21 protein-coding genes are annotated in these 22,755 nt (G+C 29.4%); 3 read left to right on the top strand and 18 right to left on the bottom strand.

The window, feature by feature from the left end; genetic code table 11:
- Window position 1: 1 nt before the first annotated feature.
- The 16 genes from DR024_RS03970 to DR024_RS03895 all read right to left on the bottom strand — a co-directional run bounded on the left by DR024_RS03970 (window position 2) and on the right by DR024_RS03895 (window position 15,962).
- The gene (locus DR024_RS03970) at window positions 2-982 is read right to left on the bottom strand and encodes a hypothetical protein (protein ID WP_027098179.1); all 981 of its coding nucleotides are present in this window, start codon (window positions 980-982) and stop codon (window positions 2-4) included.
- Window positions 979-2,043 carry a threonine-phosphate decarboxylase CobD gene (gene cobD, locus DR024_RS03965; protein WP_027098180.1) on the bottom strand — a complete coding sequence of 355 codons (1,065 nt, stop codon included), beginning with the start codon at window positions 2,041-2,043 and terminating at the stop codon, window positions 979-981. The genes DR024_RS03970 and cobD overlap by 4 nt, the downstream gene beginning before the upstream one ends.
- Window positions 2,043-2,984: an adenosylcobinamide-phosphate synthase CbiB gene (cbiB, locus tag DR024_RS03960; protein ID WP_111918200.1), complete on the bottom strand. Its 942-nt coding sequence runs from the start codon at window positions 2,982-2,984 to the stop codon at window positions 2,043-2,045. The genes cobD and cbiB overlap by 1 nt, the downstream gene beginning before the upstream one ends.
- A 3-nt stretch (window positions 2,985-2,987) precedes the next feature.
- Entirely contained in the window at window positions 2,988-3,587 is a 600-nt protein-coding gene (locus DR024_RS03955; protein WP_027098182.1) for a histidine phosphatase family protein, read from the bottom strand.
- Window positions 3,580-3,960 (bottom strand): bifunctional adenosylcobinamide kinase/adenosylcobinamide-phosphate guanylyltransferase, encoded by a 381-nt coding sequence (locus tag DR024_RS03950; RefSeq protein ID WP_027098183.1) that lies wholly within the window; start codon window positions 3,958-3,960, stop codon window positions 3,580-3,582. Before DR024_RS03950 ends, DR024_RS03955 begins: the two co-directional genes overlap by 8 nt.
- 10 nt (window positions 3,961-3,970) lie before the next feature.
- Window positions 3,971-4,723: an adenosylcobinamide-GDP ribazoletransferase gene (locus DR024_RS03945; RefSeq protein WP_027098184.1), complete on the bottom strand. Its 753-nt coding sequence runs from the start codon at window positions 4,721-4,723 to the stop codon at window positions 3,971-3,973.
- Window positions 4,698-5,261 (bottom strand): bifunctional adenosylcobinamide kinase/adenosylcobinamide-phosphate guanylyltransferase, encoded by a 564-nt coding sequence (locus DR024_RS03940; RefSeq protein WP_055184589.1) that lies wholly within the window; start codon window positions 5,259-5,261, stop codon window positions 4,698-4,700. Before DR024_RS03940 ends, DR024_RS03945 begins: the two co-directional genes overlap by 26 nt.
- Window positions 5,258-6,340 carry a nicotinate-nucleotide--dimethylbenzimidazole phosphoribosyltransferase gene (gene cobT, locus DR024_RS03935; protein ID WP_027098186.1) on the bottom strand — a complete coding sequence of 361 codons (1,083 nt, stop codon included), beginning with the start codon at window positions 6,338-6,340 and terminating at the stop codon, window positions 5,258-5,260. The genes DR024_RS03940 and cobT overlap by 4 nt, the downstream gene beginning before the upstream one ends.
- 69 nt (window positions 6,341-6,409) lie before the next feature.
- Window positions 6,410-7,018 (bottom strand): hypothetical protein, encoded by a 609-nt coding sequence (locus DR024_RS03930; protein ID WP_111918198.1) that lies wholly within the window; start codon window positions 7,016-7,018, stop codon window positions 6,410-6,412.
- A gap of 70 nt (window positions 7,019-7,088) precedes the next feature.
- The gene (locus DR024_RS03925) at window positions 7,089-8,150 is read right to left on the bottom strand and encodes a tyrosine-protein kinase domain-containing protein (protein ID WP_111918196.1); all 1,062 of its coding nucleotides are present in this window, start codon (window positions 8,148-8,150) and stop codon (window positions 7,089-7,091) included.
- A 284-nt stretch (window positions 8,151-8,434) separates the two neighbouring features.
- Complete coding sequence (locus DR024_RS03920; protein ID WP_027098190.1) at window positions 8,435-9,214, bottom strand: serine hydrolase; 780 nt, start codon at window positions 9,212-9,214, stop codon at window positions 8,435-8,437.
- A gap of 158 nt (window positions 9,215-9,372) precedes the next feature.
- On the bottom strand, window positions 9,373-10,473 hold the full coding sequence (locus DR024_RS03915) for a 6-phosphofructokinase (RefSeq protein WP_027098191.1): 1,101 nt from the start codon (window positions 10,471-10,473) through the stop codon (window positions 9,373-9,375).
- 430 nt (window positions 10,474-10,903) lie between these two features.
- Window positions 10,904-11,767, bottom strand: a complete 864-nt coding sequence (locus tag DR024_RS03910) for an undecaprenyl-diphosphate phosphatase (RefSeq protein WP_111918194.1) — start codon at window positions 11,765-11,767, stop codon at window positions 10,904-10,906.
- Window positions 11,768-11,855: 88 nt separating this feature from the next.
- Window positions 11,856-12,959, bottom strand: a complete 1,104-nt coding sequence (locus DR024_RS03905; protein ID WP_027098193.1) for a hypothetical protein — start codon at window positions 12,957-12,959, stop codon at window positions 11,856-11,858.
- A 64-nt stretch (window positions 12,960-13,023) separates the two neighbouring features.
- Window positions 13,024-14,001: a type I phosphomannose isomerase catalytic subunit gene (locus DR024_RS03900; protein ID WP_055184593.1), complete on the bottom strand. Its 978-nt coding sequence runs from the start codon at window positions 13,999-14,001 to the stop codon at window positions 13,024-13,026.
- Between the two features lie 200 nt (window positions 14,002-14,201).
- Window positions 14,202-15,962, bottom strand: a complete 1,761-nt coding sequence (locus DR024_RS03895; protein WP_051195948.1) for a tetratricopeptide repeat protein — start codon at window positions 15,960-15,962, stop codon at window positions 14,202-14,204.
- A 216-nt stretch (window positions 15,963-16,178) separates the two neighbouring features.
- Between DR024_RS03895 and DR024_RS03890 the strand changes: the two genes are divergently transcribed.
- Entirely contained in the window at window positions 16,179-17,537 is a 1,359-nt protein-coding gene (locus DR024_RS03890) for a Mur ligase family protein (protein WP_027098195.1), read from the top strand.
- Between the two features lie 16 nt (window positions 17,538-17,553).
- On the top strand, window positions 17,554-18,276 hold the full coding sequence (locus DR024_RS03885) for a type 1 glutamine amidotransferase (RefSeq protein WP_027098196.1): 723 nt from the start codon (window positions 17,554-17,556) through the stop codon (window positions 18,274-18,276).
- A 145-nt stretch (window positions 18,277-18,421) separates the two neighbouring features.
- On the opposite strand, the gene DR024_RS03880 is transcribed toward DR024_RS03885, so the two are convergent.
- Complete coding sequence (locus DR024_RS03880) at window positions 18,422-19,165, bottom strand: polysaccharide deacetylase family protein (protein ID WP_027098197.1); 744 nt, start codon at window positions 19,163-19,165, stop codon at window positions 18,422-18,424.
- A 175-nt stretch (window positions 19,166-19,340) separates the two neighbouring features.
- Between DR024_RS03880 and DR024_RS03875 the strand changes: the two genes are divergently transcribed.
- A complete protein-coding gene (locus DR024_RS03875) occupies window positions 19,341-20,642 on the top strand; it encodes a D-alanyl-D-alanine carboxypeptidase family protein (RefSeq protein WP_027098198.1) in 1,302 nt (433 codons plus the stop codon).
- A gap of 22 nt (window positions 20,643-20,664) precedes the next feature.
- Here the strand turns inward: DR024_RS03875 and DR024_RS03870 are convergent, their stop codons facing one another.
- Window positions 20,665-22,671: a methyl-accepting chemotaxis protein gene (locus DR024_RS03870; RefSeq protein ID WP_055184596.1), complete on the bottom strand. Its 2,007-nt coding sequence runs from the start codon at window positions 22,669-22,671 to the stop codon at window positions 20,665-20,667.
- Between the last annotated feature and the right edge of the window lie 84 nt (window positions 22,672-22,755).

Raw genomic sequence — 22,755 nt, 5'->3', positions numbered from 1 at the left:
GTCAATTAAATATACTTAGATATGGTACATATCCTTTTTCATGACTACCTGTAAAGGAATCTGTCCTATGGTCACAAGTTATTCTTATATTTATCCCCTTCAGATTTAATAAAGGAAAAAGAAGCTCATTTTTAACTTTTTCTAAAAACTGTATTTTGCCTTTAAAATCTTTTCTATGAGAAAGCTCATCAAATCCATTTACATGTAAAATAATATTATTAGCTTTTGGAAGCCACTCTAATACACCTTCTAGTTTATTATGCAACGCGCTGTTCCACTCCCCTGTAGCTCCTTTAGGTTGAACAACTATCATTCCTAAAGCCTTTCCCATACCACAAATTAAATCTATTCCTCCGATTAACACTGATTCCTTATTATACTTCTTCAATTTCACCTCACCCGAGGCCCCCCAAGGCCAAAGCATTAATCCTTCTAAATCCCTATCTTTGAAAAATTCATAGGAGTAATTAATTATATTCCTTAATCTTTTATTTTCAGGCATAATTTCTTCTACTTTTTTACCCACACTAAAATGCGGTGGGTTAAGCTTTTCCTGTACAATCTCATTTAAAAGAAGTAAATTCTTATATTGGTAACATGGATAAAAATATCCACCTTCTACTTTTAATTCTTTTAAAACTTCTCCTATATTTTTATCTAAATCTCCACCAGTAAAATCTTCTAGTATTCCATTATTAACCTTAATTATATTGCACCTATAAATACCACTTCCACCTTTTATTTCTATCCCCCTATTTAAAGCTTCATAAAAGGCCCTTTCTCCGATATCTACCTTAGAACTATCGTAACCAAGCATTTTAAAAATACAGTTTAAACTATCTAAATCCTTTCCTTCCACTGAAAAGTCTTCTTTCATTTCAGTATAATTTAACTTCATATCTCCAAAAAGAAGTTTTTTAAAGGAATGTCCCTCAAGACACTCCTCCATAAATCCATCTAGTATAATCAATATATCTTTCATTTATTAAATACCTTTCTTAGAGCATATATAAGTTTCTCATTTTGCCCTCTAGTTCTTACAGCAACCCTATAGTAATCAGAACCTAACCCTATATAATTACTACAGCTTCTTATAATTATTCCATGCTTAATAAGTTCTTCTTTTAAATTAATATCTATTCTAGTCTTAAAAAATATAAAGTTAACTACCCCCTCAAAGACCTCTAATTCTTTAAACGTACATAACTCATTATATAAAAATACTTTTTCATTTTTTATAAAATCTATTGAATTTTTCTGGTATTCTCTTTCTTTCAACGCGACTATTGCTCCAGTTGAAGCAACTGTATTTATAGACCATGGCACAGAAACCTTGTTAATCTTTCTAATAAATTCAGCGTTTCCTGTAATTCCATAACCTACTCTTATGCCAGGAAAACTAAAAAACTTTGTAAGAGACTTAACTATAATAAGATTTTCATACTCTTTACACATGTCTATTAAAGAGTATCTACTTTTATCTTCTATAAAATCTAAAAATGACTCATCTATAACAACCTTAGTATTGGAAGATTTATTTAACACTTTAATTAAAAACTCCTTAGATACTAACTGCCCTGTTGGATTATTAGGATTACAGATGAAAAGCATATCCATACTTTTATCTATAGCTTCTAAAAATCCATCATCTAACTTAAAATTTTCCCTATTTAATTTATAATAAACTATTTCTCCATTAATAGCCCTTATACCATCTTCATATTCAGAAAAGGTTGGAGCTGGAATAAGAACCTTTTTAGGATTTAGCCCTCTAATTACATTAAATATAACCTCAGCTGCTCCATTACCTAAAAGTATATTATTATAATCAATACCTTCATATTCAGAAATACCCATTCTCAAATCGTGATAAGTTATATCTGGATACCTTTCTATTCTGTCTAAAGATTTAATCATTTCTTCCTTAACTTTCTTAGAAATTCCTAAAGGATTTATATTAGCAGAAAAATCTATAATCTCTTTTTCACAAACATTATATTTTCTACATATCTCTTCTACATTTCCACCGTGTCCTAAGTTCATTATATTAACCCTCCAAGAACTATTATAATAAGTCCAACACTAAATCCTAATAAAGTAACTACTAATAAAATATTATTTGTCTTATATAAATCTGAAATTTCTATTACTTTATTCTTATCACCTATTGTTGGCTTTTCTACAATCTTACCAAAGTAATAATTTGCTCCTCCAAGTCTTATTCCTAAAGCTCCTGCAACAGCTGATTCTGGATGAGCACTATTAGGACTAGTATGATTATATCTATCTCTCTTATAAATTCTATAGCTATTTTTATAATCTAGTCCCAATATAAATGCAGCAAAAATCACTAAATATCCTGTAATTCTTGCTGGAATATAATTAAATAAATCATCCATCTTTGCAGGTACAAACCCAAAATCTATGTACTTATCATTCTTATATCCAAACATTGAATCACAAGTATTAACTGCTTTATATGTCATAGCAAGAGGTGCACCACCTAAAGCTCCAAATAATAGTGGCGCTATTATTCCATCTGATGTATTTTCTGCTACTGTTTCAATTACAGCTCTAATAATTCCTTCTTCATCTAGAACTTTAGTATCTCTTCCTACTATGTAGGATAGTTGCTTCCTTGCCCCCTCAATATCACCTGATTCTAAAACTTTAATTACCTTTAATCCTTCTACCTTTAATCCCTTAGAAGATATACAAAAATATAATAATATCCCTTCAATAATAATTCCAAATATATTGCTTATACTAAAAGCAAGCCTAAATATTAATGAATTAACTAAAAAAGTTATTAATATAACTCCTAACCATGTTACAAATCCAGATATTTTTAAGTTCTTAAATACTCTTCTTGTTATATTTTCAAGCTTAATACCTAAAGATCCTATTATTCTTACTGGATGAAAAGGATTATTAGGATCTCCTATTATAAAATCTAACACTAAACCTATGGTATATGATAACATTTCTTAAATCTCCCCTAGTATTTTTATTTCTATATCTTTATCAACTTTAACCTCTAACTTATATCCCCTACCACAACTAGGTTGCATTGTATAAAAATCCTTTGAGGATTTGCAGAATAATTCAAGTAAGGTACCTATAACACCACCATGGCAAATAAGTAAAGCTTCCTCTTCACCTTTTTCTATAACTTCCCTAAAAAGTCTCCTTAGAGCCTTACTAAGTCTTCTATAGAACTCTTCTTTACACTCACCATTTGGACATTTTACCTTTTTACTTTCATCCATAATCCAAGCTATATAATCACTATTATCCTTTAGCATATCATAGGACTTCATCTCAAAATCTCCAAAATTATATTCAAAAAAATCATTCTTCTTTGCGTATTTTGAATTTGGAAAAATAATTTCAAAAGTTTCATTTGCCCTTTTAGCACCACTTGTATAATTTAACCTGCACTTTGGATAATCTACAGTAGATTTTAATTTAAGAATCTCCTTATACCCTAATTCACTCAATGAAACATCTGACTTACCACAATACAATCTTCTTTCATTACATAGTGTTTTTCCATGTCTTATTAAATACAAAACTATCTTATTCATCCTTCAAAACCATAGGAAGACCACAAAATACCCTTGTAACCTTATTACTTTTAATAGTTAAAAATTGTAGCACTTTTCCTGTTTCCTCTCTCCACTTTCTATCCTCTTTTTTTAGAGGTACTATACCAGATGATAAATCATCTGAAATAATTATTTTATCATTAAATCTTTCTATATTTTTCTTAAAAAACGCCATTGCATCTCTACCATTAATTACTTCATTATAAATAAACATATGAATTCCACATATAACCTTCTTTGAAAAGTCTATTTTACCTTCTCCACAGAAGAATATATCCTTCTCATCTATATTAAACTTTTCCTTTATAAGCCTAAGCTTACCGTTATAGGCTCCACCAAAATATAGTTCCATATCCTTCTCCTTATATAATAGCTAAAACTAAAATTCCAAATACCTCAGTTAATACGAGAATATATCCAGCTACATCTCCATTAATTCCACCAAGTTCTTTTTTGCAATTTTTTAAAAGAATTAACCCTACAACTCCCATAACTAATGGCATTATTATATATTTATTTCCTAAGAAATAACTCAAAATTAATATAATTATAAAAGTTATCCCTAGGGTTATCTTATCTATTTTTCCTGTCCCATTTTTAAAGAGATTTCCATAATAGCTTTCCCCTAAAGGCTCATTAGAGATAATAATGTATGCTGCTATAGTCCTAGATATTATAGGTATTAATATAAGAGCAATTAAATTAAAATCCTTTTCTAATGCAGTGTAAATTCCTGCAAAATCCATAATAAACAAAAGACCTAAAGCTATAACAGCAAAGGCACCAACTCTAGAATCCTTTAAAATTTTCAGCTTATCCTCTTTAGATTTTCTAGAAAGGAGTGCATCACAAACATCCATAAATCCATCTAGATGTATAAAACCTGTAACTATAAAAGGAAGAGTTAATAAAATACCTGTTGACATCATTAAGCTTATTTCAAAATACTTAAGAAGTACTCCTCCCCCATACCATATAAGCCCTACTATAAATCCTACAAATGGATATATTCTCATCATATACTTTGCAGATTTTTCTTCCCATATATATTTAGGCAATGGTATTACTGTAAACATACTAACTGCCATATTAAATGCATTCAATAAGTTCTTCATTATTAATCCTTTCCTTACCTTTATGTACTATAATATTTCCAAAGGAACTCTCTATTACAGCCTGTGACATTTTAGCTATTTCACAATTTATAATACCAAGTTCTTTTCTAAAATCCTCTGTAAAATCATCATACCTAATTCCATCGCTAAATACATAATCTGATACAATAACTAAATTAGAAACCTTCTTAGAAATCTCATTTACTTCTGTTATAATTTTATCTTTAACATTTTTCACAATCTGTTTATTATTAAACATCTCATTAGTAACAAGAGATGTAATACTATCAAGTAGTACTGTATCACCCTTATTTAGCATTGGTAAAACGCTACTAATATCCCTTGGAACTTCTATTGTTATATAGCCATGTCCACTTCTGTTTTTTATATGTTCCTCTATTCTTTTTAAATCCTCATCATCATAAGGTTTCATGGTAGCTAGATAATATAAATTTCCCTTATTAAATAACTTCTCTGCAATAATCTCTCCATAATTGGACTTTTGGCTTTTAGACCCGCCAACAACAAATATTATCATACTATATAATTTTCTTCTCCTTTTATTTTTTCAAGATAAGAATTATCAATTTCCCCTTCTTCAAAGGTTGCCATATTATTCATCATAGACAATGCAAACTCCACTACAGAAAATGCTATTGGACAGCCACTACCTTCTCCAAGTCTCATTCCCAAATTAAGCATTGGCTCAAGTCCTAACTCCTCTATAGCTAAATTATATCCTATTTCTTTAGACTTATGAGAAGGTATAAGATATTCCTTTACAATAGGATTAAGCCTTGATGCTAGAAGGGCTGATACAACTGAAATAAAGCCATCAATAACAACTGGTATTCTATAATATGCAGCTCCTAAAAACACTCCTGTCATTCCAGCTATATCGTACCCTCCAACCTTTGATATTATATCCATTGGGTCCATTCTATTTATATCCTTACTTTCAACAGCAGTTTTGACCACTAGCTTTTTCTTATTAAAGGCCTCCTCAGTAACCCCAGCACCTTTACCAACTACTTTATCAACTTTACAGTCAATCAAACACATTAAAACTGCTGCAGATGTTGTCGTGTTACCTATTCCCATTTCCCCAACACCAATTATATCAAAGCCTTCATCCTTAGCTTTTTTAGCCATCTCAATTCCTATTTCAATTCCCCTTTTAGCTTCTTCATAGCTCATAGCATTTTCTTTATATATATTTCTAGTTCCTTTAGATATTTTTTTATCCACAATCCCATTTATTTTTTCATCAGAATTTATTCCTATATCTACAACAATTAACTTTGTATCATTTGTTTTACCTATTGCACAAACTCCAGTTTTACCTTTAATAAAATTCTTTGTTTGGGCTAAAGTTACATATTGTGGAGAGGAGGCTACCCCTTCTTCAACCACTCCATTATCCGCACTCATAATAATAATACCTTTATTTCGTATGGAATTCTTTATATTTCCTGTTATGCCTGAAATCTGTATTGCTAAATCCTCAAGTCTTCCTAAACTTCCTAAAGGCTTTGCTAAGGAATCAACTCTTATTTTAGCTTCTTCGATTTTATCTTTATATAATGGTTTGATTCCATTTATCACTTCATTTATCATACTACGCCCCCATATTATTAAAATATTACCCCTATTATATCAGCAAATAAAAAACAAAACAAAAAGGTACTAAAAATTTAGTACCCATTCAAATTCATTTATAACATTAATAGCAAAGTCTGGGATATTAGAATTAAGAACTTTATTGGAAAAGCCACTATTTTCTCCTAGAATTTTAAATTCAATTCTATCTAAAATATTAACTATGTCCTTAATAGAATTATTCCTTTTTACATTCTCTATATATCCCCCAACTTCTTTTATACTTCCTTTCATTAAAATATCACCATTACTTATATTTTTAATAGCTATACTTTTATTAAATATATTAATACTAAAACCCATATTTAAATTATTTATTATAGATGATAATGTTTTATAAAAGTAATACATTTCAGATAAAGATAAATCACTTATAAAGTTTTTCCAATGGATTAAGTTTATAACTTCTGTGCATTCTTTTTCAATGACTAATAACTCTTCCCTAGATAAACTTAAGTTTTTCATGTAAGTTATTATATTATCACTACAATATGAATTTATCCCAACAATTCTTAATTGATATTTTATATCATTTATATCTTTAGCACTTAAATCAAGTGCTAATACTATACTAGGTATATTTAAAAAAAGTATTATTGCTATTGAAACCATAGAACTTCTTATAATTTTCTTCATAAAAATACTCCTTAAATAGAACTGTCTATTAAGGAGTATCCGCATTTAGATTGATTTAAATACAATTATTTTAATAATAGTAATACTTGTAATCATTCTCTTTCTTGTCCCCATTTATAACTGTTCCAATTAACTTACCGCCAACTAATTCTAAAGTTTCTCTACATACTAAAAGTTCATCTTTCTTTGTAAACCCATATTTCACCACCAATATAACTCCGTCTACTTTCGAACTTAGAATTTGTGCGTCAGCCACTACCCTAAGAGGTGGGGAATCAATTATAATATAATCAAATATATCCTTTAGTTCCTTTAACATTAATTCAAAATTTTCACTTCCCAATAGCTCTGCAGGATTTGGTGGTCTATTTCCTGAAGGTAAAAAAAATAGATTATCCTTTATATTAACTATTGCTTTTTCTACGTTTGTTTCCCCTATTATTACTTCTGTTAATCCACATTCTCCACTAATCCTTAAATACTTATGTAAAGAAGGTCTTCTCAAGTCGCAATCTACAAGCAAAACTTTTTTCTTATCAAAAGATAAGCTTATTGCTAGGTTTGTCGCTGTTGTTGATTTACCCTCACCTTTTTCTGATGATGTTATAAGAAATACTTTGTTATTTTTATCTGCAGATGAATACTTAATACTTGTTTTAAGCTTACTATACGCTTCCGCATATATCTTTGATGATGTTTCTATAAACTCATCAATAATATTATTTAATACCTTTAAGCCCTCTCCTGGTTCTTTAGTACTTAATGATATGGTCAAAAACTGGTCATCATTTCCGGCTATTACTTCTAGGTTAGATAAAATAGACTTTGCACTAGCATTACTATCTCCTCTATCTAGTGCTCTTTGAATTACATCATCTGATTTTGCAATTCCAGCATATGTTTTCATTAGTTTTTGATACATCTGAACTTCGCTACTATTGTAATCTGATGCCCCGTCGCTTACTTCTTTACCTATAAATAACTTTGTACTTATTTTATATACAGGTTTAGTTATAAAAAAGCTATATACAGAAGCCACAATTAGACATACTAATACGATAATAGCGATCATCTTCCATCTTCTTTTCAAGGTTTCTAGAACTTCTTTAATTGATACCTCTTCACTTTCCAATTACCCTCTCTCCTTTATTACATATATCACCAAATAATATTGTAAACTTATTGTTAATTTCTTACAATATTTTAATAAATAAATTCATAATTCTAATTCCTGACTCTTAATCTGAAACATGTATTAAACACTTTCTAAATTATTCTTTTTTCTATATTTATTAATTGATAACAAAAGAAGAATGTATCAAAATTCACTTTGATACATTCTTCTTTTACCCTCATATTTTCAATTTCACCATAGTTGAACCCCTACCTAACCCACAGGTAGAGATATTTATGTTTTCAATGCCAATTATTCATGACATTGTCCCACATCATTTTACCACACTTAGCCAAAGTTACTGTTCCATATACACTATTAGGAACGGAAGTTGATAATACAGTAAATACAAAATTCCCCTTAGGTAATTGAATTAATGCTGTATCATTTTCAACACCTTTCTTGTCACCAGTTTTACTGGAAATTTCATATTTCAAATCATCTGGTATATATAAAGCAAGTTTATTCTTAATTTGTTGCCTTCTTAATATATCTACTAACATAGTGCTATTATCTCTATTTAGATAAGTTGCATTATGTAGATGCTTCCATATCTTAGAAAGATCATATGCGCTTGTTATATTTTCTACACCCTCTTTAGATTGTCTTTCATCGCTAGTCTTTCTGTTAAGAATAGTATTTTTTAATCCCATTTCTTTTATGTTTGAATTAATATTATCCATTCCAATTATATCAATTATCTTATTGGCTGCAGTATTATCACTTTGTATAAGCATTGCTACTAACAATTCAAATATTGTATACTCTCTCTCATTAAATTCATGGATTATACCAGTTCCATAAACTTTATCTTCTTTTTCTATTTTGATTTTATCCATGAAATCTACCTTTTTATCTTCAACAGCTTTTATAAGAGAAACTGCTATAGGAAGTTTCATGCACCCTGCAGCAACCATTTGAACGTTTTCATTATATCCATAAATGAATCCGCTCGATAGATCTTCAAAGAAAAATCCGTAAGTTCCTATTCTTGATTCTAAATATCTCTTTATCTCTTTCATAATACCCTCCAGCTTCTAAAAATTAACTGTCCCTAGGAAAAGTATATCATATTTTCAGAAAATTTTGAAGATACAAATTAAATATAATATCATTAAATATTACAGAAACTCCCCATTAGGGGAGTTTTATAACTTTTTTTATTCCCTTTTATATTAAATTAATCTCCAAAAGAAATTCCTATTTTTTTAGCAACTTGAACTAACTCTCCATCCGGCAACACTTGCTTAGTTTTTTGTCCAATAACATTTTCTAAACTATCAGAAGATATTGTATCTCCTTTTAAGCATACCATATCACCAAACTTACCTTCATTTATCAACTCAACAGCAGCTACCCCATATCTAGTCGAAAGAATTCTATCATAAGTAGAAGTAGTTCCTCCTCTTTGGATATGACCAAGCACTGTACATCTTACTTCATGATCTGGAATTATCTTTTCTAAATCATCAGCTAACTTATTACCAATTCCACCAAGTCTAATTGGATCTGGACTATCTGCTACAATCTTAGAAACTACCACGTCACCATCTTTAGGTTTAGCCCCTTCTGCTACTACTATAATAGTAAATAGTTTGCCCTCTTTTCTTCTCTCTTCAACTTTTTCTTTTATTTTGTTTATATCGTAAGGTATCTCTGGTAGCAAAATAACATCTGCAGAACCTGCTATTCCAGACTCTAATGCTATCCAACCAGCACCTCTTCCCATAACCTCACAAATCATAATTCTATGATGTGATTCAGCAGTTGTATGAAGTCTATCTAAAGCTCCAGTAGCAACATCTATTGCTGTATTAAATCCAAATGTAACATCTGTAGATGCTAAATCATTATCAATTGTCTTTGGAACTCCTATTACTTTAACTCCTTTTCTAGCAAAATCTCTAGCTGATGTTAAGGTTCCATCTCCACCTATTACAACTAGAACATCTACACCCTCTTTTTTCATATTTTCTACGGCTACATCTGAAACATCCTTTTTTACCATTTGACCATCTTCTTCTACTTGATAATCAAATAGGTTGTCCTTGTTTGAACTGTATAGAATAGTACCTCCTCTATGTAATATTCCGGATACTGATTCTAATGTTAGAGGAATGAAGTCATTGTTATATAGGCCTCTATATCCAAATTTATAGCCTATAACCTCCATACCATAATTTAATATTGCAGTTCTTGTTACAGCTCTAATTACTGCATTTAATCCAGGACAATCTCCACCACCTGTTAGTAAGGCAATTTTTTTAATTTGTTGTTCCATTCTCATATCCCCCTCTACCACACACGTTATACCGTAATTGTTTTTATATTCATTATTTTCAAACAATTTAGAATAAAAAAATATAAAAACTATTACTTTACGACACTTTTTGATATTGTTTACATACAATGCATTACAAGAAAATGTCATTTACTTATTTTATGATAACATAAATTTAAATTGGTGAAAAGTAGAATTGAATGTAAATTTTATAATTTTTAGAAAATTTACAAAATAAAGATAGAGTGGATATTCATCCCCTTAGTACTTAAGGTGAAAAAACTATAAACTTATTACCTTTGACCTTATAACTTTTTAATATAAAAATGTAATACTCCCTTTGATTTATAGCTAATTAAAGGTTTATAATTTCCTAAATGTTAAAGAAAAGAGAAACCTCTAATTGAGGTTTCTCTCCTATGATTTATATTTACGATAGCGTTATTATCTTTGTGAATACTAATACTGCTAATAATATTCCTGCCGCTACTCTGTATATAGCAAATACTCTCATTGGTTTTTTCTTTAAATAATCAATAAATTTCTTCATTACTATTATAGAAACAACAAATGCCACTATAAATCCTAATACTAGGGCAATCCATAATGTAGAATTCATAATTGAATAATCAAATTCAAATAGATCCTTTGCTGATGAACCAATCATTGCTGGTACTGCTAAGAAAAATGAAAACTCTGCTGCTATAGGAGTAGATACCCCTGCAATCCATCCTCCCATAATAGTTGATGCACTTCTTGACATACCTGGCCACATTGAAAGTACTTGAAAACAGCCTACTATTAGTGACTTTCCAGGAGTAATTTCATCTATATCTTTTACAGCATGTTTTTTACTTCTAAATAGTCCTTCAATTACTAGCAATAATATACCACCAACTATAAATCCTACAATTACAGCTTCTGGTCTAAATAATGCCTTAATATTATCATAAAATAACATCCCGATTATACCTGCTGGTATTGATGCTACTATAACATTAATTCCAAATCTAAATCCTACTTTTCCTTTTTTACCACCTGTAAAAATATATTGGAAAAATTCTATTACACTATCCTTAATTTTTATCCAGTAAAGCACAACTACAGCTAAAATAGCTCCAAGTTGAATAACTACTTCGAACATCTCTGCAAATTGTGGAGACGCACTACGGAAATTTATAGCACTTCCTACTAAAATCATATGTCCTGTAGATGATACTGGAATAAATTCTGTTAATCCTTCAACAATTGCAATAATTATTGATTTTAAAATAAATATTAAGTCTAACCCCACTCATATCACACTCACTTTCTTTTTAACTCCGATTTTTATTATACTTAACCCAAAACTACTTGTCTATTAACTTAATAAATTATTAAGATTATTTATCCCTCTCTACTACTATCCTTTTAAGTATATTTACTCCATCCTTAGATAATTCTATTTTATTTGTTCCTTCTACTAATTCAACTTCTTCATACCTATCTATCTTTTTCATTTTACCATCATTAATTCTTAAATAGTAATTTTTTATTGTACTTCCATTTTCGAATGCACCAATAACATAAACATAGCTATTTGAAGATTCCATAGGCTTTCTCATTAGTATTATATATGTACTACTATCTTTGCCAGTTGCCTTTGTACTAGGTGACAATGTAAACAATGTCTTTTCTGTTGTAAAAATTGTTGATGGAAAATAATCATTTTCAATCTTCATATCAATATCTTTTTCTGAACTACAGTATGTTAAATAGCTATTACTTTTCTTCATTGAAATAGTATTATCTATTGCAACTGTATATGAAGATAAGTATTTAGATATCTTCTTTCTGTAATCATTTTGACTACTATTTCCTATATAAGTTAAGTCCTTAAGCTTCTCTCCTAAAACTTCAATAGAAGATAGTTTTACCCCACCTTTTTCTAGATACCCTTTATCCTTAAAATCCACCATTATCCACTTATTATTCTCTTTACTCCAGTACTCAACAACATAATATGAAGGATTCTTTTGGAACTGAGGTACCTCTTTTCTAAACTCACCAACTCTAGCCACAAATCCAGCCGCTAATAAGATATCTCGTTCTATTATTGCCATATCTCTATCTGATACCTTTTTATTGCCACCCTTTTCCTCTAAGATAGCATATCCATCTTTAGCAACAGAACTATCTACATCATCATATTCGATGATACTCTTTAATATATCTACAGTTTGTAATACCTTTTCTAATTCACTTTTATTGTTATTAACTATTTTACTTACGCTGTAAACACTATCTAACTTTTTTATAGAATTAGGCTTTTCCTCAATATCTTGGTAAAACAATGTAATGTTATTATCATTATAAATATTATCCCATTCTATAACTCTTAATCCCTTGTTATTACTAAAATTTTTGAAATAAAGAGTAGCACAACCAATAATTATTAAGGCAAAAAGTATAACCTTTACTAATTTAAACTTATTTTTATTTGCCATTTTATTCCCACCTTTTAAAAAAGAAACTAAGAGCAATTACACTCCTAGTTTCTTATCGTCCACTTTACTTAATTACATTACTTAATATTTTTGATTTTTCTACTTCTAAATCAGGAACATAACTCTTTAACAAAGTAAAGTTCCCCTCTAAAGTATACTCTCCAAGGCTTGCAGGTATTAAGATACTATCTCCAAGCTTTATTTCCAATTCATTTCCTGAAGATACTATCTTCCCATTACCTTCCACACAAGTGAATAAGAAAAATCTATCTAAGTCACTATTTTCTATAGCCTTACTTTTAACTTCATACTTTTCAATTGCAAAAAATTCACTTAAGCATAAAATTGTTTTATCAAAGCCTTCTTCATGAATTGTGATACCTTTACTATTTTCACACTTTAAATCAAAATCAATTACATCTAGAGCTTTTTCAACGTGTATTTCTCTTCCTCTATTATAGTCATATACTCTGTATGTTGTATCACTACTTTGTTGGATTTCTGCTATGGTTACCCCTTCACATATGGCATGTACTAAACCACTTTGTACATAGAACATATCACCTTTTTTAACTGGTATCTTATTTAAATATGGTTCTAAACAACCATCTTCTATAGCCTTCTTAAAAATTTCTTTGTCACAATCCTTAGTTCCTACAATAAGTGATGCTCCTTCTTCTGCATCTACAACATACCACGCTTCAGTTTTTCCTAAGTCATTCTCTGCTTCTTTTGCATACTTGTCATCTGGATGTACTTGAACAGATAATTTATCCTTTGAATTTATAAGCTTAATTAGTAACGGAAAATTATCCTTGCTAATTTTTCTTCCTACAACTTCTTCTCCGTATTTATCTATAAGTTCTTTAAATGATAATCCCTTAAGTTCTCCATTTTCTATAATTCCTGTTCCATTTCTATGGCAAGCAATATCCCAACTTTCGCCTATACATCCTTCTGGAACATTATCCCTAAACTTTTCTAGGTCTCTACCTCCCCATATCCTCTCATAATACAGATTTTCAAACTTAATTGGATACATAAAATACCCCTCCTATAATTTTCTTTAGTTAATATATTATTATTATATTATTCTTTCTACAATTAGGCAAAGATTCTAATTAACTAATTAAGAGTAAAAAAGAAAAAACTTTCATTATAGAAATTTGTCACTATAAAAAAAGAGAAATTGCAAAACAATTTCTCTATCTAATCTATATTTTTTATTCTCCTTAACTTTTCTTAATAGAATAATGTAAAGTCTGGTACTGTTAATTTTGATCCATCTTCCTTATTATATGCATCATATAGGGTCTTTGCCTTTTGGTAATTCTCAGATATAACATTTCTTGTTTCAGTATCTACTGAATTAGTTAATCCATCATACGCTGCTTTTATATTAACCATACCTCTTTCAATTTCACCTTCCATTGCAATATAGAAGACTCCTGCATTATTTAATGTCTTAAGATCACTCTTATCCACTGAATAAGCAGACCTAATTGCAGCTATAGCTTCATCTGTTTTTCCTTCATTTAAATATACAGTTCCTAAGGTTCTAAAATACTTTGTAGATTGTTCATCTAATTTAGTGCATTGCTTTAGTAACTCTATAGCTTCACTATTCTTTCCATCTTCTACTTTTATGTTGGCCATATTATATAAAATTTCAGCATCATTTGGCTTAACTAATGAAGCTAAATTATAATACTCATAAGCCTTCCCCTTATCTTGAGTATTATATGAATAATAATCAGCTATTTTTAATAATATATTGTAATTAAAAGGTTCCTTTTCAATAGCCATTCTTAAATAAGGTTCTGCTATTTCACTTTGTTCTTTTGCTATCATAATTTCTGGTATTAAGAATCCGTAATTATCAGGATAATCTTTATTTGCTAAAATACTTTGTTTACATAACTCAAAAGCCTTATCATAATCTCCTAAATCAAAGTAATACCAAGCTGCTGTATGATAACCAAAATATGAATTTTCATCATTCTCTATTACTGCATTTAATATTTTTTCTGCCTCTTCATTATTTCCTAAATGTTGATCAATCTTTGCAATTATAGTCTTAAAAACTACATTACCAACATCTTTCCCTTCTAGCTCTTGTACTAACGCATTTGCTTCATTAGTGGTTTCTTCAAGCATTGAGTAACACTTTGCAAGCCAAACTTTGTAACATACTTCATCTGGATTTGCTTCCGACAACTCAGATAATTTCATAATTACAGAATCCCTATCGTAAGATGAAATTTGAGCTATAACATCATATACTTTTATTTCATCTTTATTTTTATACCAAGCATCCTTTAATATATCATAACCCTTATCCCAATTATCTACTAGCATATTCATTCTTGCATATAATGCTAAGTCATAGGAAGATTCTTCATCAACATCATACTCTTTGATTATGTTGTTAGCCTTCTCTCTTTGTCCATTTACCATGTATATTGTAAACATTGTTCTTTGAATAGACTTATCTAATGCATTTTCTTCCATGAACATTTCACCATGTTCTAAGGCTTTTTCCTTTTCTCCATTCATAAGGAAAGTAAGTGCTATAAGATTTCCAAGTTCACCGTCTACATCATTATATTTGCTCTTACCATGCTCATCTATAAGCTCATTTCTTTTTTGATATGATTCTTCTAATAAAGAGTTTGACTTTTCATAATCTCCCTTTACTGAATATATCTCTGCAATCTTAACTGTATAAATAGGCCACTCTTCATCTTCCTGTAATTTTTCATATTCTGCAATTGCAGCATCATAATCCCCATCAAAAAAACTAGCTTCAGCTTTATTAGTAGCTATACTAACAGCATTAACACCCATTATTTTTTGACAGGTAAACATAACTAAAAAAGCAAACAGCATTACACCTGATATAGTTACTATAGTGTCTATTCTGGCATCTTTTTCTGAAAGCTTCTTATAGGCTGTCCCTATTTTTCCAAAACTATTTTTAATTCCTTTTAAAACCTTTTCCATACTGCACCCACCTTTTCACTTATACACAAGGTTTACATATGTATTATTCTAACATTTACAATATAAAAAATCTACTACAAATAATTGTAAATACCACACAAAATATCTCTTTTATCTTATAATCTTCTACAAAATATTATAAGTTTATGCTATACTTATTCTCAAAGTTTACAATTAAGCTTTTAAGGACATACTACATAGTAAGTATTTAAGGTGGTGAGCAATATTAATATTAAGTCTATTTTAAGTATTTTAGCTGGTAAGATTACATTATTTATATCTAAAAACCTTCTAAAAGGGGGAAGCACCTTTCCAGGTACTGTTGCATTAAAATTTGATAAAGAGATATTAAAAAAGGTTGCTAAGGGATATAAAGTTATACTTGTAACCGGAACTAATGGTAAAACTACTACTACAAGTATGATTACTAATATATTTAAAGCAAATGGACATACAGTAATTACAAATAACACAGGAGCTAACCTATTTAGAGGAATAGTTGCTTGTTTTATAGATAACTATAAATTTTTCAACAAAAAACATGATAGTTATGCAATTATTGAAGTAGATGAAGCTAATCTAAAATTTGTAACGGAATATATAACACCTGAAATTATAACTATTACTAATCTATTTAGAGACCAATTAGATAGATATGGTGAAGTTTATACTACCCTTTCAAAAATATTAGAAGGTGTTGAAAAAGTTCCATTATCTAAATTAGTTCTAAATGGTGATGATTCTTTATTTGGTAAATTACCTGTTCCAAATGAAACTATATACTATGGTTTTAACGTAGGGGTAAAAAAGGATAATACTATTGATGTTAATGCTGATGCAAAGTTCTGCAAAATTTGTAAAGCTCCATATCAATATAACTTTATAACATATAATCATCTAGGAGATTTCTACTGCTCAGAATGTGGCTATAAAAGAGCTGATCTTAAATATTCTGTAAATGAAATTTTAGAATTAAACCCTAATTCATCTAAAGTACTTATTAATAATGATGAAATAACTATTAGTCAATCAGGAATCTATAATATTTACAATGGTCTTTGCGCATATTCAATAACCAAAGAAATAGGAATTAATGAAGAATCAATAAAATCTTCCCTTGGAAAACAAGATTCTAGCTTTGGTAGACAAGAAGAAATAAGTATAGATAATAAGCAGGTAAAAATAATACTTGTTAAGAATCCTGCTGGATATAACCAAGCTATAGATACACTTTGTTTAAATAAAGAAGACTTCTCTACTTTATTTATGCTTAATGATAATTATGCTGATGGTACTGATGTTTCTTGGATTTGGGATGTTGATTTTGAAAGATTAAAAGAACTTCCTATAAAGGATGTATTTGTTTCTGGAATAAGATTGTATGATATGGCAGTTAGATTAAAAGTGGCTGGACTTAATTCAGAAAAATTTATTCTAGAAGAAAACTATGAAGCATTAACAGAAAAAATTAAAAATAGTAGCACTAATAGAATTTATATATTAGCTACTTATACAGCCATGATCAATTATAGAAAATATCTACACTCAAAAGGCTATATTAAAAAGCTTTGGTAGTAAAAGGAGTGGAATTATGGAATTAAATATTTGTCATCTTTATCCTGATCTTTTAAATGTTTATGGAGATGTTGGTAATATTCTTGTATTAAAACATAGAGCTGAAGAAAGAGGAATAAAGGTTAATATAGTTAATGTTTCTTTAAATGATAAATTTAATAAAGACGATATAGATATAGTTTTCTTTGGCGGAGGTCAAGACTATGAGCAATCAATTGTTTCTGAAGACCTTAAAAATAATAAAGGAGAAGTTCTAAAGCAATATATAGAAGATGAAAAAGTTCTTCTTGCTATATGTGGCGGATATCAACTTCTAGGAAAGCATTATATTTCTCCTAATGGCGAAAAACTTGAAGGATTAAGCATACTAGATATCTATACTGAGGGTGGAGAAAAGAGACTTATTGGAAATACTGTAATCTACAACGAAGAATTTAATGAAACCTATGTTGGTTTTGAAAATCACTCTGGTAGAACATTTATAAATGGATTAAAGCCTCTTGGAAAATGTATTCATGGATACGGCAACAATGGTGAAGATAATTATGAAGGATGCATCTATAAGAATACTTTCTGCACTTATTTCCACGGATCATTACTTTCAAAAAATCCTGAGCTTGCAGATAGATTTTTAAGAATTGCTTTAGAAAAAAAATATGGTTCTGTTGAACTTAAAAAGCTTGATGATACTTTTGAATTAAAAGCCAAAGAACATATCATAAATAGATTTAAAGAATAGAAAGAGCTCTGCTAACTTGGCAGAGTTCTTTCTATTCTATCTATTCTTTATAACTCTACTAACTCTTTGACTCTCTATATTATAATTGAACTTATTTATATATTTATATATTTATATATTTTTGTAAATATATATTGTTATTTCCCTACCTTCTATTAATAACTCTTATATTCTCTAAGTATTGTTTTTCCCAAGGCTCCATCTCACTTAAAGTTTTAAATTTATATCCCATTACTTTGTACTCATTAATTATGGTGTCTAAAGCTTCAGTTGTAGTATTCTTATTATCTAAGTCATGCATTAAAAGAACTTCAACTTGATATTTACAGCCACCAGAACTAACGTTATCCTCTATTATATCAGTTGCTACACTTATGGCTGTAGCATCACCAGAATCAACATTCCAATCTACATAATCAACTCCCTTTTTCAAAAGATTATTTCTTATACTAGCTAGAACCTCTCTATCTCCAACTAAGTTATCAGACCCGCCCGGCATCCTTACAAATGTACACCCAACATTTTTTCCTGTAACCTTGTTAATAGATTTTTGACATTTGCTTAAGTCATCAAAATAAAACTCTTGGGAACTATATAGCTCCTTATAAGTATGATTGTTGCAATGTGGATATATATCCATATTATTCTTGTCCATATTTTTCACAATCTCCGGAAACATTTCAACATTCTTCCCAACAACAAAGAAAGATGCTCTTACATCATTTTTCTTTAAAACATTTAAAATTCTATTTGTGTTATTGGGTGAAGGACCATCATCAAAAGTTAAATAAACTAACTTTTCTCCTTCCACTGCATCCACCTTATAATTACAAAAAGGTACACATAAAAAACTCAGTATAATTAATATGAATCCTTTTAGCTTCTTCATTTTTTTCACCTCCTACTTCATTTATCCTTAGTGTTGGCATTTTTAAGCTTTTATATTTAAGTAATTAATAGGAAATTAAGAATATTGTCATTTTACATATTGTTATTAAAATACATAAATGATATACTAAAAATGTTTTCAGACACATTATTTTTAAGAGATGGGGAGATGAACCGTGACAAAAAGAAAGACGTTAAAAACATTGGCATTAGCTCTTTCCATATCTTTATTAGCACCTTTTGCTAGTAAGGTCCATGCCACAGAAAAAGTTAATACGCCAGAAATTATTTCAAAAGCTGGAGTCGTTGTTGATTATGATACTGGAGAAGTAATTTACGACAAAAATGGTAATGAAAAAATGTATTTAGCTAGTACAACTAAGCTAATGACAGCATTACTTTTTGCAGAAAACGCAAAAAAAACAGACCAAATAGTATATACAGAAACAGCTTTAGCACAACCACCATATACTATGCAAAGTGAACAAATGCTTCCTTATGGTAAATCATTCAAGGTAGGAGATACCATTGATGCTGATACAGCTATGAAGGAACTTTTATTATTCTCTGGTAATGATGCTGCATATATGATTGCAGAGCATGTTGGTGGAACCTCAGAAAAATTCATTCAAATGATGAATGACAAAGCAAAAGAGCTTGGATTAATAAATACTCACTTTGAAAACCCTAATGGTTTACCAGATTCCGTAACAGGAAAAGATGTAAACTATTCTACAGCTTATGAATTATCTATTTTAACTAAGAAAGCTTATGAAAATGAATGGATAAGAGAAACTATGGCACTTTCAAATGCTACAGTTACCTTACCTGGAGATACTATAATACACTTAGAAAATAGAAATACTGAATTAGGCAAAAATGGGAATATAGGTGGTAAAACAGGGGTTACTAATGATGCCGGAACATGTTTTGCTGGTCTATATGAAAGAAATGGGCGTAAACTTATTGGTGTAGTATTAAAGTCTGATAGAAACGATAATGATGCTAGATTTAGAGACTTAAATTCTATGATGGACTATAGCTATCCTGCTGAAAAACAAGTTATTAAGAAAGCTGGAGATGAGGTTGGTTCTCTTGAACTTGAATACAAACTATTTGGATTTTTTGGACCAACAAAAACAATAACAGCTAATGTAACCTTAAGCGAAGACTTGAAATTATATAATAATTCGCTTAATGTAAACAACTTGAAAATAACACTAAATCCAGAAAGCAACAACGCTTGGAAACTTGCTTCTAAAAACGATATTCCTTTAAGCGCAACAGTTTTAGATTCAGCTTTAGAAGTAAAAGGAAGCAGTGACTTAACAGTATTTAAGCTTATAAAGGCTAATATGTTTGTATATATTGCTATTGTCCTTGCAATTGTTATAGTAGTAATCTTAGTAGTTCTTATAATTAAGATTATTAATAATAGAAAGAGATATAGTCGTTCAAGACGTAGAAGAAGATATTAAAAAGGAAGGGTTAACCCCTTCCTTATTTTTTTAACTTAAATACATTTACCTCATTTTCGAGATTCTTACCTAAATCTTTAAGCTTACTTGCATAAACAGTAAATTCTTCTGAAGATGCAGATACTTCTTCACAAGATGCAGATACTTCTTCTGTTCCTGCTGCTGTCTCCTCAGCTATTGCAGATAAATTCTGTACTTGATTTACTAAATCATCTTTCTTTTCTGCCATTTCATCTAAAGCATTTGATATGTTATAAACCTTACTTGTAAGCTCCTTAACAGAACTAATAATATTATTAAATATTTTTTCAGCATCTAAGATAACATTCTGTTGGCTTTCCACAGTTTCATTTGTATTTTTAACTGTATCTACTGCTACATTAACTTTTAATGATACTTCTTGAACCACTTCATTTATCTCTTTTGCTGATTTTGATGTTTCTTCTGCAAGCTTTCTTATCTCTTCAGCAACTACAGCAAAACCTTTTCCAGCCTCTCCAGCTCTCGCTGCTTCTATAGCTGCATTTAAAGCAAGAAGATTAGTTTGTTCAGTTATTTGGGATATTGCTTGATTCATCACCCCAATTTTACTTACACTTTCTGACACTAAAGAAATAACTTTATTAACTTCCATCGCACTTTCTTTAGTTTCTGTCGTCTTACTCATTACAACGTTTATAATATTTATTCCATCTTCTCCTAAAGCATTTGTTTCTATAGCTTTATTATTAATATCCTTAGCTTCTTTATCTATATTATTAATATCTTGAGAAACACCCTCTAAATTACAAGATACATTTGTCAAACTCTCTGCAGATTCCATTGTACCTTTTGATATTTCCTCTGCAGTATTAGCAACCTCCCCAATAGCTAAAGCAACATCATTACTCATTTCTGATATATTAATAGACGAATCAGATACATCAATAATTGAGGACTGTACCTTTCCAATTAAATCTGATATCTTATATTGCATAATATTAAAGCTATTTGCTAGTTCCTCAAGCTCATCTCCTGTTGATAAAGATATTTCTTCTGAAAAATCACCTTCAGAAGCTTTATTAACTCCATCTTTAATAATTTTTATAGATTTACCCATTCTTCTTGAATATATACTTCCTAATGTAGTTACTATAACCCAAACCACAATTATAGTAATAATAATTGTAGTAATAAACTTCTTTATATTTTCTGTTAAATCAGTACTTGGAACTTCAAGCATTACTTTCCATCCTGTAATATCTGAAGTTGTAAAGCCAAAATTATATATAGTTTCTGATCCAGCTGTTCCTTTAACTAATCCACTATCCTCATTCTTTATAGTTTCCCACACTTTACTTTCAGAAATATCACTATTTCCAATATACTCCTTATTAGGATGAGCAATTGTTATTCCATTAGCATCAATAATACTACATATCCCATTATTACCAAAAGTAATATTGCTCAAAGCATTTGAAATACTTTCAATATCAAAATCTACGCCCAGAACAGCTTGGACCTCTCCATTTATTATTAGAGCTTTAGATAAAGTAACCATATTCTTTCCAGTCATAATATCTTTATATACATTAGACACTCCTAACTGTCCATTTGCCTCTTTTGCTTTTATATACCACTCTCTTGTTGTAGAATCAAGATTCGAAGGTATTTCAACATGTGGATAAATTAATGTTGCTTTACTTTTAGTTTCATAAATAAATGCAGACTTAGCATCTTTATCCCCTTCTGCTAATAGTATAAGGTCTTTTTCCAACTCTTCTTTACTTGAATTTTTCTCTAATCTTTTTATAACAATATCCATTATATTTTGAATTCCGTCAAACTTTTCATTAACCAATTGTTCTACAGCCATATCAATACTTTTAGCACTCTTCTTAAATTCATTATCACTTGAATTTTTGAATAATATTATTGATGATATACCTAATGTTACTATTGGTATTGAGGTACATATAATTAATAATTTAATTATCTGACCTCTAAAACTCTTTAAATTTGTTTTTAATTTTTTATCTTTAAAAATCATAGAAAAACCTCCCTCTGTATATTTTTCGACATTTTTTTCAAATTCTATATAGAGAACTAATTTATTTACAAAAAATTCATATTT

The organism is Clostridium paraputrificum, from assembly GCF_900447045.1.
In the GTDB taxonomy this organism is placed as follows: Bacteria; Bacillota; Clostridia; order Clostridiales; family Clostridiaceae; genus Clostridium; species Clostridium paraputrificum.
This window is presented reverse-complemented; position numbering and strand designations above follow the sequence as displayed.

Coding starts and splice junctions, on each gene's coding strand:
- DR024_RS03905 (WP_027098193.1), bottom strand. CDS start 12,959: ATGGCAAATAAAAATAAGTTTAAATTAGTAAAGGTTATACTTTTTGCC.
- DR024_RS03870 (WP_055184596.1), bottom strand. CDS start 22,671: ATGATTTTTAAAGATAAAAAATTAAAAACAAATTTAAAGAGTTTTAGA.
- DR024_RS03950 (WP_027098183.1), bottom strand. CDS start 3,960: ATGGAACTATATTTTGGTGGAGCCTATAACGGTAAGCTTAGGCTTATA.
- cobD (WP_027098180.1), bottom strand. CDS start 2,043: ATGAACTTAGGACACGGTGGAAATGTAGAAGAGATATGTAGAAAATAT.
- DR024_RS03940 (WP_055184589.1), bottom strand. CDS start 5,261: ATGATAATATTTGTTGTTGGCGGGTCTAAAAGCCAAAAGTCCAATTAT.
- DR024_RS03920 (WP_027098190.1), bottom strand. CDS start 9,214: ATGAAAGAGATAAAGAGATATTTAGAATCAAGAATAGGAACTTACGGA.
- DR024_RS03930 (WP_111918198.1), bottom strand. CDS start 7,018: ATGAAGAAAATTATAAGAAGTTCTATGGTTTCAATAGCAATAATACTT.
- DR024_RS03895 (WP_051195948.1), bottom strand. CDS start 15,962: ATGGAAAAGGTTTTAAAAGGAATTAAAAATAGTTTTGGAAAAATAGGG.
- DR024_RS03970 (WP_027098179.1), bottom strand. CDS start 982: ATGAAAGATATATTGATTATACTAGATGGATTTATGGAGGAGTGTCTT.
- DR024_RS03945 (WP_027098184.1), bottom strand. CDS start 4,723: ATGAAGAACTTATTGAATGCATTTAATATGGCAGTTAGTATGTTTACA.
- DR024_RS03880 (WP_027098197.1), bottom strand. CDS start 19,165: ATGAAGAAGCTAAAAGGATTCATATTAATTATACTGAGTTTTTTATGT.
- DR024_RS03955 (WP_027098182.1), bottom strand. CDS start 3,587: ATGAATAAGATAGTTTTGTATTTAATAAGACATGGAAAAACACTATGT.
- DR024_RS03900 (WP_055184593.1), bottom strand. CDS start 14,001: ATGTATCCAATTAAGTTTGAAAATCTGTATTATGAGAGGATATGGGGA.
- cobT (WP_027098186.1), bottom strand. CDS start 6,340: ATGATAAATGAAGTGATAAATGGAATCAAACCATTATATAAAGATAAA.
- cbiB (WP_111918200.1), bottom strand. CDS start 2,984: ATGTTATCATATACCATAGGTTTAGTGTTAGATTTTATAATAGGAGAT.
- DR024_RS03885 (WP_027098196.1), top strand. CDS start 17,554: ATGGAATTAAATATTTGTCATCTTTATCCTGATCTTTTAAATGTTTAT.
- DR024_RS03915 (WP_027098191.1), bottom strand. CDS start 10,473: ATGGAACAACAAATTAAAAAAATTGCCTTACTAACAGGTGGTGGAGAT.